The following is a 12312-nucleotide window of genomic DNA, read 5'->3' on the forward strand; positions in this document are numbered from 1 at the left end:
ACCAACGGGACGCCCGAGGTGTGTGCGGGGTTTCCGGCATAGCCGGAATGAGGCTGAGCCTATGATTACTTCGCTTCTTCGTAACGCTTGGAAACTTCTTCCCAGTTTACAACGTTCCAGAATGCCGATGCATATTCAGGACGGCGGTTCTGGTACTTCAGGTAGTACGCGTGCTCCCAGACATCAAGACCGAGAACTGGCGTCTTGCCTTCCATGAGAGGAGAGTCCTGGTTTGGAGTCGACGTGACTTCGACTTCACCGTTGTTCACGACAAGCCAAGCCCAGCCGGAACCGAAGCGGCCCTTCGCAGCTGTTTCGAACTCTTCCTTGAATTTGTCGAAGCTGCCGAACTTTTTGTCGATTGCTTCGGCAAGTGCTCCGGATGGCTGGCCGCCGCCGTTTGGCGAAAGGATCTGCCAGAAAAGCGAGTGGTTGGCATGGCCGCCGCCATTGTTGCGGACTGCGGTTTTCTTTTCTTCCGGTACGGAATCGAAGTTACGGAGAACATCTTCGATCGATTTTTCAGCGAGATCCGTTCCTTCAACTGCTGCGTTGAGGTTTGTCACATACGTGTTGTGGTGCTTCGTATGGTGGATCTCCATCGTTTCTTTGTCGATGCTTGGCTCCAACGCGTCGTATGCGTATGGAAGTTCCGGCAATTTAAAAGCCATTTCACATTCCTCCCGGGTTCAATTGATTGACTACAACCTTCACATTATCAAACTTGTTGCACAGCTTCAAATAAAAAGCACCGCCGAAATTGCGGTGCAAGAAAGTATTTGTCAGGACACCACAATGACAAACAGCAAAATCATGATAATCTGGATAGCACCCTTCACGCCGACCGATGTAAGGAATCCGATCAGCGAGCCCAGGCCGCTTCTCATGGCCTGCCTGAGACCCTTCCGGTTCACCAGCAGTTCCCCGAGAACTGCACCGATAAACGGTCCGGCAAGAATACCGACAACCGGAATGATGAACGGCCCGACAAGGATGCCGATGGTGCTCCCCCACATCCCAGCCTTTGTGCCGCCAAACTTTTTGACGCCTACTGCGTTGGCCAGAAAGTCCGCCCCGAACAGCAGAATGACAAAAAGGATTTCGGCCAGCCAGAACCACCAGGGAAGTTCGGCAAACGAGTAGAACAGGCCGTACAGGACAAATCCCAGAAAGACAAAAAGAGAAGCGGGGATCACCGGATAGACCAGCCCTATGAACGCGATGATGAAACTCAGGATAATCAGCGTCCAGGCAATGATGGCCATTTGGTTCTCCCCCCTTCTCTTATTTCATTATACGTTGCGGCCCAGAATGGATTCCGCGATATTGACAGCATGGTCGCCGATCCGCTCGAGATTGCTCACGATATCGACGAACACGATACCTGCCTGCGCCGAACATTGTCCGTCATTCAGACGCTGGATGTGCTTTTTGCGGAACTTCCGCTCCATCTTGTCGATGAGGTCTTCTTTTTCCGCAACCTCACGAGCGATTTCCGCATCATGATGATTAAGTGCTTCCAGCGATCGGCTGACCGTATCGATGGTCAGGCTGAACATTTCATCAAGGTCCGCCATCGCACCTTCCGTCAGCAGCACACGATTTGCTTCACGATAGTCGATCAGTTCGATGATGTTCTCGAAATGATCGCCGATCCGCTCGATGTCGCGAACCGTCTCCATCAGAATAACGTGGCGCTCGGATTCGATCGCACTGATCGGCTCCGCGGAGATCTTGACGAGGTAATCGGTAATACCCCGATCCAGGTTATTGATCGCATCTTCCAGTTGGTATGCCGTTTCTGAATGTTTCTTTTCACTTGTTTTCAGATACGTGTAAGTCTCATTCAGGCCGCGGACAGCATACTCGCCCATGCGAAGAATCTCTTCCTTTGCCTGGCCGATTGCAATGGACGGCGACTGCGAGATAAAGGATGGGTCCAGATGTTTCGGCTTGAACTCGATAGAAACATCCTCGCCCGGAATCAGCTTTGTCACCACGTATGCCCAAGCTCCGATTAGCGGGAACTGGATGATCGTGTTGGCCACGTTAAAGGATCCGTGGGCAAAGGCGATCTGCATCTTCGGCTCGAGTCCGAGAGTGGCTGACAGCCAGCTGACATATGCGGTAAACGGCGCCAGGAAAATCATGAAGATGATTGTTCCCACCACATTAAAGAGAACGTGTGTCGCAGCTGCGCGGCGCGCCGCGACGGATGCACCTAGAGATGCAAGCACGGCGGTGATCGTTGTACCGATGTTGTCACCGAACAGGATCGGCAGTGCAGCCTTCAGGTCGACAAGCTGCTCGGCATACAAGCCCTGCAGAATCCCGACTGTCGCACTTGAGCTCTGGACGATGAGTGTGAAGACCGTTCCGACGACGACACCGAGAGCCGAATGCTCACTCATGGAGACCGTCAAGTCGATAAACGACGGAAGCTCGCGAAGCGGCTTCATGCCTCCGCTCATCAGCTCAAGGCCAAGGAAAAGGCCACCGAAGCCGAATACGACTTCACCCAGGTTCTTGACCTTGTCCTTCTTGAAGAAGAACAGAAGAAAGGCTCCGACACCCATGATCGGAAGCGCATAGGCACCGACGTCGATGCCGATGATAAAGGCCGTGACAGTCGTCCCGATATTGGCCCCCATGATGACGCCGATTGCCTGGCGCAGTTTCATGAAACCTGCACTGACGAGGCCGACGACAATGACCGTCGTCCCGGAACTGGATTGGATCAGGACCGTGACGGCAACCCCGACCAGCACACCCATGAACGGGTTTGTCGTGAACCGGTCCAGAATGTCCCTTAACCGGTCACCTGCCGCTTTTTGAAGGGCATTACCCATAAAGTTGATGGCGAAAAGGAAAATTCCCAATCCACCGATAAACTGGAATATCATTTCTGTCCAGTTGATTTCCACGAGTTCATTCAACCCCATTCGACAAAAATTGATGCTTGTCCATTATGTGTAGTTGACCCCTCGATTGTAAAGAGGTGCTTAAAAGAATTTACAATACGTTAACAATCGGGCAACTCCTGTGTCATAGAACTGTCGTTTTCTTCATTCAGAACTACCCTAATGCATGATAAACTAAACAGGTTAGGGAGGCGATCGATCTGAATCTGAAGTTCCGGCAACTCTTCCTTTCGGCTTTTTATGAGCCAAAGAAACTGGCCGCCTACAGGCTTCTGCCATTCGGCAAAGTCGTGAAGTATATTTTTGTATTCGTGTTTATCACAGCTGTCCTGTCGTTCATCAGTTTTTCGATCTCTTCCGGAGATATCCTGAAGGAGACTGAGCTTCCGGCAGAAGATCTGAAGGGTATTGGTCCCCTCCTGTACCCGGCTGCCTTTGTTCTGCAGTTTCTAATCTCCACATTCTATTTCTACATCAAGGCGAGCATCGCTGCACTTGCGGGTATGGGCATCATCCGGATCCGCGGACGGCGAGGCGAGTACCGGCATCTCTGGCGCACCTCGGCCGTCGCGCTCACCGTACCGACGCTTCTGCTTCTGGCTGATGACCTGCTCGGCGGAATCATCCCGTTTGCCACAGCCCTGTCGTGGGCAGCCGCACTCGTTTATATCTGGCTGGCAGCCGGATATTATCCCAAAAAAGCACCGGCTAAGAGAGCAGTCACGCATAAACCCCCGGCACGTTCATAGAATGTGAAAAAGGGGGTTTTTTCTTGCGGATTTTCCTTGCGGCCATCGCGATCCTGATCATCTCCTATTTCATCAGAACTGACCTGCAGGAAGGGACGATTTCCAAAGCTGCCTTCTATTCAGAGGACACCCCCACCGGCTGCACGGAAACTGCAGAGCCCGATGTGATACCCGTGACTGTCGTTGAAGGTGACACAGTCCGTTCATTATTTGCGCTTTACCCGGATGAAATGGATCTCCTCACCCGTCTGAGCGAGTTTTACAAACTGAATCCCCATCTGAAAAACCAACAGCCGGCAATAGGAGAGACGGTCTTTCTTCCCCTGTCTCCAGACACCGGCAATTCCTGCGGATGACCACGGTTTCCATGGCCGTTTGCATCCGGATTACTTGTCTAAGCCGGCATGCATTGATAGAATAATCCAAGTGAAGGCACCGGCCTGAAAAGGAGAGAATTAACCATGGGTGAAATTACACACCGTTCAAAAACCCGTCCGGTCCGAGTCGGCAATCTGACGATCGGCGGCAGCAATGAACTATTCATACAGAGTATGACCACGACCAAGACGCACGATGTGGAGGCGACTGTCGCCCAGATCAAGCAACTGACGGAAGCAGGCTGCCAGGTTGTCCGGGTAGCGTGCCCGGACGAACGCGCAGCATATGCGATCGGTGATATCAAGAAGCAGATCGATATTCCTCTTGTTGTTGACATCCACTTCGACTATCGTCTTGCACTGATTGCAATCGAACAGGGTGCAGACAAGATCCGGATCAACCCGGGCAATATCGGGAAGCGTGAGCGCGTAGAGCAAGTCGTCAAGGCTGCAAAGGAAAAAGGCATCCCGATCCGGATCGGCGTCAACGCCGGTTCACTCGAGCGCCACATCCTCCAGAAATACGGCTACCCGACGGCTGATGGAATGGTTGAAAGTGCCCTGCACCACATTAAGATCCTTGAAGATCTCGACTTCCATGACATCATCGTGTCGCTGAAGGCCTCTGATGTCCAGCTGGCCATCGAAGCCTACCGCAAGGCCTCCGAGGCGTTCGATTATCCGCTCCACCTCGGTATCACGGAGTCCGGAACCAAATTTGCCGGCTCGATCAAGAGTGCGGCAGGCCTCGGCACCCTGCTCAGCATGGGCATCGGGAATACGTTGCGCGTTTCCCTCAGTGCCGACCCGGTCGAAGAAATCAAGGTTGCGCGTGAACTGCTGAAGGTCTTCGGACTGTCGTCCAACGCGGCGACACTCATTTCCTGCCCGACATGCGGCCGTATAGAGATCGACCTGATCTCCATCGCGAATGAAGTGGAAGAATACATCTCCCACATCAAGGCCCCGATCAAGGTTGCCGTTCTCGGCTGCGCTGTCAACGGACCGGGTGAGGCCCGCGAGGCGGATATCGGCATAGCCGGTGCACGCGGGGAAGGCCTTCTCTTCATGAAAGGTGAAACCGTCCGGAAAGTGCCGGAGGAAACGATGGTCGATGAACTCAAGAAGGAAATCGACAAGCTGGCTGAAGAATACTTCGAGAACAAACGCCGTGAAGAAGAGCTGGCGCTCCAGGGAGAAAGCGCAGAGTGACTCCACTCCGCCTCGGAATCGACATTGACGGAACAGTGACCAGTCCCTCTTCCCTCCTGCCGCACATCAATAATCGGTTCGGCAGCGAGTTCAAGCTGGACGACATCACCGATTATAGCCTGACCGCCTCCTTCCCGATGCTTGATCCGAAAGAGTTCGCCGCTTGGTTCAAGGAAGCGGAACCGGAAATCTACCGGACCTCTCCTGCTCATGACTTTGCCAAGGAAATACTGAACAAGTGGAACCGACTGCATGAACTGTATTATATTTCAGCCCGCGGCCTTGAGGTCAGGGATGTAACATTCGGCTGGTTCAGGGAGCACGGCATCCCCTACAGTCATATTGAACTGACGGGAAGCCACCGAAAGATCGAGGCAGCCAAAAAACATGGGGTCGAAATCTTTTTCGAGGACAAGCACGACAATGCCGTAGATATCCATGAGGAAGTCGGCATACCTGTTCTTCTCTTTGATGCACCCTACAACCGGCTCCCTGCCCCGCCCGGCGTCGTCCGTGTGCGCGACTGGCGCGAAGCGGACAACTGGATCCAAAAGGAATTCGGCACAGAAAAAGCGTGAGGATGTAAAATCCTCACGCTTTTTTCATGTCTGAAAATGATTATCCTGCCGTTCTGCAATCAGGGCACTGGCCATACACTTCGAACTTGTGGTCATCAATGACAAATGACGGAAGCGCACGGGATACCTGTTCCATCGGACAGACATCCAATTCCTCTGTCCTCCCGCATTCCATGCAGATGAAGTGGTGGTGATGGCCATGCCGGTTACAATGCATGCGGAATTTCCGTTCTCCTCCCAGCTCGGTCTCTTCGAGGATCTTCATTTCTGAAAAAGATGACAGGTTGCGGTAGACCGTATCCTGGCTCATCTTCGGATGCTGGTCGGCCAATGCCTTTCTGACATCCCCGGCAGACAAATACCGGTCTTCCCTTTCAAGCAGCCTGAGAATCGCTTCTCTGCTCGGCGTCCGCTTGAAACCTTCTGACTTCAGCCTCTCCATGGCGATATCAAAGTTCACCGGTTCCCACCTCCTCATTCCTAACAGCGCTTCGTGACGCGGCCAGCTTTTTGCCGCCGAGCACCAGCAGCAGGATCATGATTGAAATGACGACTATGGTACCTCCCGGTGCCAGATTCAGATAAAAGGCGGCGACAAGGCCACCGAGTACAGACAGTTCGCCGAAAATAACGGCATAGAACATGGCCTGTCGGAATCCCTTTGCGATCTGCATCGCGGCTGCCACCGGAACTGTCATCAGGGAAGAAACGAGCAGGATGCCTACGATTCTCATCGACCCGGCAACTACAAGGGCCGTGACAATCATGAACCAGATGTTCAATGCCCTGGACGAAATACCCTGTGCCCTGGAATATTCGGGATCGAACGACAATGAGAAAAGTTCTTTGTAAGTCAGAACGATAAAGATGAGTGTAATTACGGCGATTGCCATGATTGTATACAGATCCTCGCGCCCCACGGCCGATACAGATCCGAACAGGTATCCGACCAGGTCGGTGCTGAAGCCCTGTGCAAGCGAAATGAAAATGGCGCCCAGTGCAATTCCGCCTGACATGATGATCGGTATGGCCAGTTCCTCATAGCTTTTGTACACTTCCCTCAGCCGGTCGATCAGCAGCGATCCGGCAACAGAGGAGCCGATTCCCAGATATAGCGGGTTTAGTGCTGCCAGTGTGGTGACATTCTGGCTCAGAAAAAGACTGCCGGCAATCCCTGCAAGCGCGACATGGCTCAGCGCATCCGCGATAAGCGCCAGTCTTCTGACCACGATGAACAGGCCCAGTGCCGGTGCGATGAGTCCGATGATCAGGCCGGAGGCAAAGGCATTCTGGAGAAATTCATAATCGAATATGGCAGAAATCATGCGTCCGCCGCCTTCTTTCCGTGATGGACTCGCCGGACCGCATGGCCATACCATTCACTGCGGATCCTGCTTTCCTGCCTGCTGTATTCTTCGTGGGGACCGTGAAAATGGATTGACCGGTTCACGCAAGCCACATGCGTCACCAGTTCCGATACTGTATCCACGTCGTGCGTGACCAATACAATGGCAATCCCCTTCTCACGGTTCAGCCGGCCCAGCATATTATAAAACGACTGCATATGCTTGCGGTCGATGCCGACGGTCGGCTCGTCAAGAACGAGAAGTTCCGGTTTGCTGATGAGCGCACGGGCGATGAACACCCGCTGCTGCTGTCCCCCCGACAGGTCGCCGATGCTCCGGTCGGCAAACTCTTCCATCCCGACTGCCGCAAGCGCGCTGTCCACTTTTTCGTCTGCATCCGCAGGAAACCGCCTGAACAGACCGGTCTTTTTGACCAGCCCGCTGCGGACAACTTCCCTGACCGTCGCGGGAAAGGCACGGTTGAATGCATTTGATTTCTGGGACACATAACCGATCTTTTCCTTTTCACGGAAATCGGATGCATCCCGGCCGAACAGACGAATCTGCCCCGACAGTGGCTTGATCAGGCCCAGGATGAGTTTGATCAGTGTCGATTTACCCGATCCGTTCGGCCCGATGACCGCCCAGAATTCCCCCTGTTCCACGGTGAGGAAAATATGTTCGAGTGCGGCTGTGTCTCCGTACCGGTATGACACATCTTCGAGCTCTATCAATGGTTCTGTCATGTTGCCGTCCTCTTTTCCAATTCGGAATGACTACGATTTACTCAATGAAGTATAGTACAGTTCACCCGTGTTGTAAATGATTTGAGAATGGAGGCTCAGGATGAATCTGAATGGAATGATTGCGGATCTGAAGAGAATGTCCGATCGGGAGCTCAGGGAACTGGCTGCCGAATATGGTGTTGCTCTGTCGCCGGAAGAAGTCAAAAAGCTGCGTCCGCTTCTTGACGAAGTATCTTTTTCCTTTCTATGGGCCGGCGTGCCGGAACCCTTTATCCGGAAGGTGGAAGCCGTAATCGGTCCGGAACGGACACGTCAGATCATGGAACAGTATCTGTAATACCGGTAATCAAAAAACAGGCTTCCCTCGCGTCCCACTGGACGTTCAGGCAGCCTGTTTTGTTTTTCAGATCATGAGGGCTTCAATCGGCTCGCGGCTGAACGACTGTTCCCGCAGCATGGCGATCTCGTCCCGGTAAGGGGCTTTCCGGCTTGCTTTGTCCGGTCCTACCCAAGGGGTTTCAAGGATTTTCGGAAGTTCTCCGAATTCAGGGAGATGGACGATTCTGGCGAGCGCTTCAAAACCGATATAGCCAAAGCCGATATTCTCGTGACGGTCTTTTCTTGCTCCCCGTTCGTTTTTACTGTCATTTACGTGGATAACGGATATCCTGTCAAGTCCGATTGTCTGATCAAACTCTGTCAGCACCTGATCGAGATTGTTGACGATGTCATATCCGGAATCATGAACGTGGCAGGTGTCAAAGCAGACTGTCAGCCGATCGTTCCGTTCCACTCCATCAATGATCCTGGCCAGTTCATCAAACGAGCAGCCGCATTCCGATCCCTTGCCTGCCATCGTCTCAAGTGCGATCCTGACCGGCGCTTCGACCTGAAGGACCTCGTTGAGCCCTTCGATGATTTTGGCAATTCCTTTGTCCGTTCCCTCTCCGACATGGGCACCCGGGTGAAGGACAATCTGGTCCGCACCGAGTGCCGCCGTCCGTTCAATCTCGCTTTGCAGGAAGTTCACACCGAGTTCGAACGTTTCCGGCTTGACCGCATTCCCGATATTGATGATATAAGGAGCATGGACAACGATATTTGAAAGTCCGTTCTCATCCATATGAAGGCGGCCGGCCGCGATATTCAGATCTTCAATTGCCTTGCGTCTTGTGTTCTGAGGAGCACCGGTATAGATCATGAACGTCGATGCTCCATACGAAGCAGCTTCCTCACTGGCCCCGAGCAGCATTTTTTTGCCGCTCATGGATACATGCGAACCAATCAGCATCTTACTTTCTCCTTCCCTGCCGTGACTCCTTGCGCTTTTCCTTGCGCCGGATGTCAGCCACTTGCTTTTCTATCTTTTTCTTATATCCCGGCTTCACTTTGGTTGGTTTCCGGACCTGCCGGCGGATTTTTTCATCCAGATCCCGATCGGTTTTTTGCCGTGTGGAACGCGAATGCCGCTCTTTCAGATCAGACCATTCCCCGTTCTTCACATCACGGTGGACAAACGGCACGCCCATTTTCTCGATCCGCACGAGTGCGTCTTCATCCGACGGATCGTAGAGCGTGATGACCGTTCCCTGCAGACCGGCTCTGGCCGTCCGACCTGAACGGTGGATGAAGAATTCCAGATCCTCGGGGAGGTTATAGTTGATGACATGGCTGACACCCGGAATATCGATTCCCCGGGAAGCCAGGTCAGTTGCGACGATGTACTCGAATTCAAGGTCGCGGACCCTGTTCATCATCTTCCGGCGCTCGCGGGGTGTCAGGTCACCATGGATGCGGCCGGTCTTGATGCCGTTCGAGGACAGGAATTCACCAACCTCTTCCGCTTCCTTGCGCGTGTTCGTGAAAATGATCGCCAGGTAAGGGTTCAGCCCAGACATGACATGAAGCAATTTCTTTTTCCGGTCCATGCTCCTCACCGGGACAAGCGGAAATTCGATCCCTTCCGCTACAGGGCGGCGCTCTCCGATCCGGACATGCTCCGGCGATTCCATATATTTATTCAGGAACGGCTTGAGCTTTTCCGGAATGGTCGCCGAGAAGACATACATCTCGAGATCCTTCGGCATACGGGAGGCCACTTGGTCGATGTCCTCGATATATCCCATATCAAACGCCAGGTCGGCTTCATCAATGACAAGGATCTTGGCCGTATGGGCCAGTAAAGCATCCTCCCGGACAAGATCCCGCAACCTGCCCGGGGTTCCTACAGCGATATGCGGCTGTGTCTTCAGCTTATCGATGGAGCGCTGTTTGTCCGTGCCGCCTATGAATAGCCCGGAGCGGATGTCTGTCCCTTCGGTCAGTTTCTGCAGTTCCGAATGGATCTGCTCGGCCAGTTCCCTGGTCGGGGCGGCAATGACGGCCTGCACCGTATCGGATTCCTGATTGGTGCGCTCTGCAATCGGGATGAGGAAGCTGTGCGTCTTCCCTGTACCGGTATGGGCCTGCCCGATCGCGCTTTTACCGGCCAGCATCAGCGGGATGACCGCTTCCTGCACCGGGGTCGGGGCTTCAAATTCTATTCTGCGGATTGCATCCTGCAGAAACGGACTGAGTTTCATTTCTGTGAATTTCGGCATTCGTTTTCCTCCTCAACTGTCCTTCATTTTAACACAGGCGGCACGGATTCTCCCGTATCTTGTGAATGCGGAATCGGTGGCAATGCGGAAGACTCCGCATATGATTAAGGGAGAGCGTATTTTAAAGAAAGGAGTCCGCCGGATGCGATATCAATCATTTTACCCGTTTTCAGGCGGCGGAAGCGCGCCTCGGATGCCGTTCGGTCCGCCTCCGCAAAGCGGGATGTTCAATGGTCCTGCTGCCGGCTTCGGCAGAAATCCCGGATTTGGTCCGGGCGGGTTCGGCAGAAGAGGATTTGGCGCAGGAGGAGGGCCCGCAGGCGGCGGGGGATCGTTCGGTATGCCGGGAGGTCAGGGAGGCCAGGGAGGCCAGGGAGGCCAAGGGATGTCTCGTCTCGAGTCCTATATGAGGACAGCTGATAGGTTCCTGTCAACCGCCCAACAGCTTTCCCCGTTGATCAACCAGCTCAGCCCCATGATGCAGAACATCCCGGCCCTGATGCAAATCTACCGCGGTTTTTCCGGGGCACCTTCGGCAGGCGGCGGGAATAGTGCAGCCGCAAACACATCCCAACCGAATTCCGAAGCCGCCCCTCCGCGGTCCGACGGCAATTCAGTGCCCCGGATTTTCCAGCCTCCTTTTTGAATCTTTGAATCCGCGGCCCGGCTCCGCTATAATAGGAGCAGTGACCTGAAGGAGTGAAATCCATGAATGTAATCAAGATTTCGCCGAGGGGCTACTGCTATGGAGTCGTGGACGCGATGGTTATCGCCCAGAACGCCGCCATGGACAAGACGCTACCTAGGCCGATTTTTATATTGGGAATGATCGTTCATAATAAGCATGTGACCGATGCTTTCGAACAGGACGGCATCATTACGCTCGACGGGCCGAACCGCAAGGAGATCCTTGAAAAGGTCGATAGCGGAACGGTCATCTTCACCGCGCATGGTGTCTCACCCGAAGTCCGTGAGATTGCCCGCCGCAAAGGTCTTGTCGCAATTGATGCGACTTGCCCTGACGTGACGACCACCCATGTTCTGATCGAAGAGAAAACCGCCGAAGGCTATGACATCATTTACATCGGAAAGAAAGGCCACCCGGAACCGGAAGGCGCCATCGGAGTCGCACCGGACAAAGTCCACCTGATCCAGACGCTGGCGGAGGCCGACGCCCTCGACATCAGCGCGGAAAAGCTGCTGGTCACCAACCAGACCACGATGAGCCAGTGGGACGTCGCAGAGATCATGGAACGCCTGCAGGAACGTTTCCCGCATCTGGAAGTGCACCGGGAGATCTGCATGGCAACGCAGGTACGGCAGGAAGCCGTTGCAGAACAGGCGGGTGAAGCAGATCTGCTGATTGTCGTAGGAGACCCGATGAGCAACAACTCCAACCGGCTTACCCAGGTGTCCATCGAAATCGCCGGCACCCCGTCGTACCGGGTTGAAGATGTATCCGGAATCGACCTTGCCTGGCTGAAGGATGTAAAGACAGTCGCTGTTACGGCTGGTGCATCCACGCCGACACCGATCGTCAAGGAAGTCATCAATTTCTTCGATCAGTACGATCCGAATGATCCGTCGACGCATGACACCACTTCCAAGGTGAAACTTGAAAAAATCCTTCCTCGAATCAAAAATCCGAAACCGGTCAAACGGATTGATCCTTATCCGATTTGACAAATAAAACGGGACTGTCCATCATGGACAGTCCCGTTCAAACTGTAGACAAAGTGAGTGTATAGCTCCTTTGTCTGCAGTTTTATTCTTTCCCTTGAAA

General features: G+C 53.6%; 15 protein-coding genes. 7 read left to right on the plus strand and 8 right to left on the minus strand.

Annotation, left to right across the window (positions count from 1 at the left end):
* Nucleotides 1-65: 65 nt before the first annotated feature.
* The 3 genes from DZC51_RS10825 to DZC51_RS10835 all read right to left on the minus strand — a co-directional run bounded on the left by DZC51_RS10825 (nucleotide 66) and on the right by DZC51_RS10835 (nucleotide 2924).
* Nucleotides 66-671, minus strand: a complete 606-nt coding sequence (locus tag DZC51_RS10825; protein WP_092051193.1) for a superoxide dismutase — start codon at nucleotides 669-671, stop codon at nucleotides 66-68.
* A gap of 111 nt (nucleotides 672-782) precedes the next feature.
* Nucleotides 783-1265 carry a DUF456 domain-containing protein gene (locus DZC51_RS10830; protein WP_157295697.1) on the minus strand — a complete coding sequence of 161 codons (483 nt, stop codon included), beginning with the start codon at nucleotides 1263-1265 and terminating at the stop codon, nucleotides 783-785.
* A gap of 27 nt (nucleotides 1266-1292) precedes the next feature.
* Nucleotides 1293-2924, minus strand: coding sequence for a Na/Pi cotransporter family protein (locus tag DZC51_RS10835; RefSeq protein WP_157296068.1), 1632 nt, complete (start codon nucleotides 2922-2924; stop codon nucleotides 1293-1295).
* 287 nt (nucleotides 2925-3211) lie between these two features.
* Here DZC51_RS10835 and DZC51_RS10840 point away from each other — a divergent pair, with 287 nt between their 5' ends.
* From DZC51_RS10840 to DZC51_RS10855, 4 genes are all read left to right on the plus strand, one after another.
* The gene (locus DZC51_RS10840) at nucleotides 3212-3670 is read left to right on the plus strand and encodes a DUF1189 family protein (RefSeq protein ID WP_157295700.1); all 459 of its coding nucleotides are present in this window, start codon (nucleotides 3212-3214) and stop codon (nucleotides 3668-3670) included.
* 23 nt (nucleotides 3671-3693) lie between these two features.
* On the plus strand, nucleotides 3694-4026 hold the full coding sequence (locus tag DZC51_RS10845; RefSeq protein ID WP_157295703.1) for a hypothetical protein: 333 nt from the start codon (nucleotides 3694-3696) through the stop codon (nucleotides 4024-4026).
* A gap of 105 nt (nucleotides 4027-4131) precedes the next feature.
* Nucleotides 4132-5259 (plus strand): flavodoxin-dependent (E)-4-hydroxy-3-methylbut-2-enyl-diphosphate synthase, encoded by a 1128-nt coding sequence (ispG, locus tag DZC51_RS10850; protein ID WP_157295705.1) that lies wholly within the window; start codon nucleotides 4132-4134, stop codon nucleotides 5257-5259.
* A complete protein-coding gene (locus tag DZC51_RS10855; RefSeq protein ID WP_157295708.1) occupies nucleotides 5256-5837 on the plus strand; it encodes a hypothetical protein in 582 nt (193 codons plus the stop codon). Before ispG ends, DZC51_RS10855 begins: the two co-directional genes overlap by 4 nt.
* Nucleotides 5838-5877: 40 nt before the next feature.
* Here DZC51_RS10855 and DZC51_RS10860 read toward each other — a convergent pair whose 3' ends face one another.
* Genes DZC51_RS10860 through DZC51_RS10870 form a run of 3 tightly spaced genes read right to left on the minus strand, consistent with a single transcriptional unit; the run spans nucleotide 5878 to nucleotide 7929 of the window.
* Nucleotides 5878-6297 (minus strand): Fur family transcriptional regulator, encoded by a 420-nt coding sequence (locus DZC51_RS10860; RefSeq protein ID WP_157295711.1) that lies wholly within the window; start codon nucleotides 6295-6297, stop codon nucleotides 5878-5880.
* Nucleotides 6287-7162 carry a metal ABC transporter permease gene (locus DZC51_RS10865; RefSeq protein WP_157295713.1) on the minus strand — a complete coding sequence of 292 codons (876 nt, stop codon included), beginning with the start codon at nucleotides 7160-7162 and terminating at the stop codon, nucleotides 6287-6289. The genes DZC51_RS10860 and DZC51_RS10865 overlap by 11 nt, the downstream gene beginning before the upstream one ends.
* Nucleotides 7159-7929: a metal ABC transporter ATP-binding protein gene (locus DZC51_RS10870; protein ID WP_157295716.1), complete on the minus strand. Its 771-nt coding sequence runs from the start codon at nucleotides 7927-7929 to the stop codon at nucleotides 7159-7161. The genes DZC51_RS10865 and DZC51_RS10870 overlap by 4 nt, the downstream gene beginning before the upstream one ends.
* A gap of 100 nt (nucleotides 7930-8029) precedes the next feature.
* Between DZC51_RS10870 and DZC51_RS10875 the strand changes: the two genes are divergently transcribed.
* Nucleotides 8030-8266 carry a hypothetical protein gene (locus DZC51_RS10875; RefSeq protein ID WP_157295719.1) on the plus strand — a complete coding sequence of 79 codons (237 nt, stop codon included), beginning with the start codon at nucleotides 8030-8032 and terminating at the stop codon, nucleotides 8264-8266.
* A 66-nt stretch (nucleotides 8267-8332) separates the two neighbouring features.
* Here DZC51_RS10875 and DZC51_RS10880 read toward each other — a convergent pair whose 3' ends face one another.
* Both DZC51_RS10880 and DZC51_RS10885 read right to left on the minus strand, forming a co-directional pair.
* Nucleotides 8333-9220 (minus strand): deoxyribonuclease IV, encoded by an 888-nt coding sequence (locus DZC51_RS10880; protein WP_157295721.1) that lies wholly within the window; start codon nucleotides 9218-9220, stop codon nucleotides 8333-8335.
* A 1-nt stretch (nucleotide 9221) separates the two neighbouring features.
* The gene (locus DZC51_RS10885) at nucleotides 9222-10529 is read right to left on the minus strand and encodes a DEAD/DEAH box helicase (protein ID WP_157295723.1); all 1308 of its coding nucleotides are present in this window, start codon (nucleotides 10527-10529) and stop codon (nucleotides 9222-9224) included.
* Between the two features lie 223 nt (nucleotides 10530-10752).
* Between DZC51_RS10885 and vrrA the strand changes: the two genes are divergently transcribed.
* Together vrrA and DZC51_RS10895 are read left to right on the plus strand one after the other, a co-directional pair.
* A complete protein-coding gene (vrrA, locus tag DZC51_RS16395; protein ID WP_370513690.1) occupies nucleotides 10753-11175 on the plus strand; it encodes a VrrA/YqfQ family protein in 423 nt (140 codons plus the stop codon).
* 62 nt (nucleotides 11176-11237) lie between these two features.
* Nucleotides 11238-12212 (plus strand): 4-hydroxy-3-methylbut-2-enyl diphosphate reductase, encoded by a 975-nt coding sequence (locus DZC51_RS10895; protein ID WP_157295730.1) that lies wholly within the window; start codon nucleotides 11238-11240, stop codon nucleotides 12210-12212.
* The last annotated feature ends 100 nt before the right edge of the window (nucleotides 12213-12312 follow it).

Origin of the sequence: Bhargavaea sp. CC-171006, from assembly GCF_009761675.1 — a bacterium.
Classification (GTDB): domain Bacteria; phylum Bacillota; class Bacilli; order Bacillales_A; family Planococcaceae; genus Bhargavaea; species Bhargavaea changchunensis.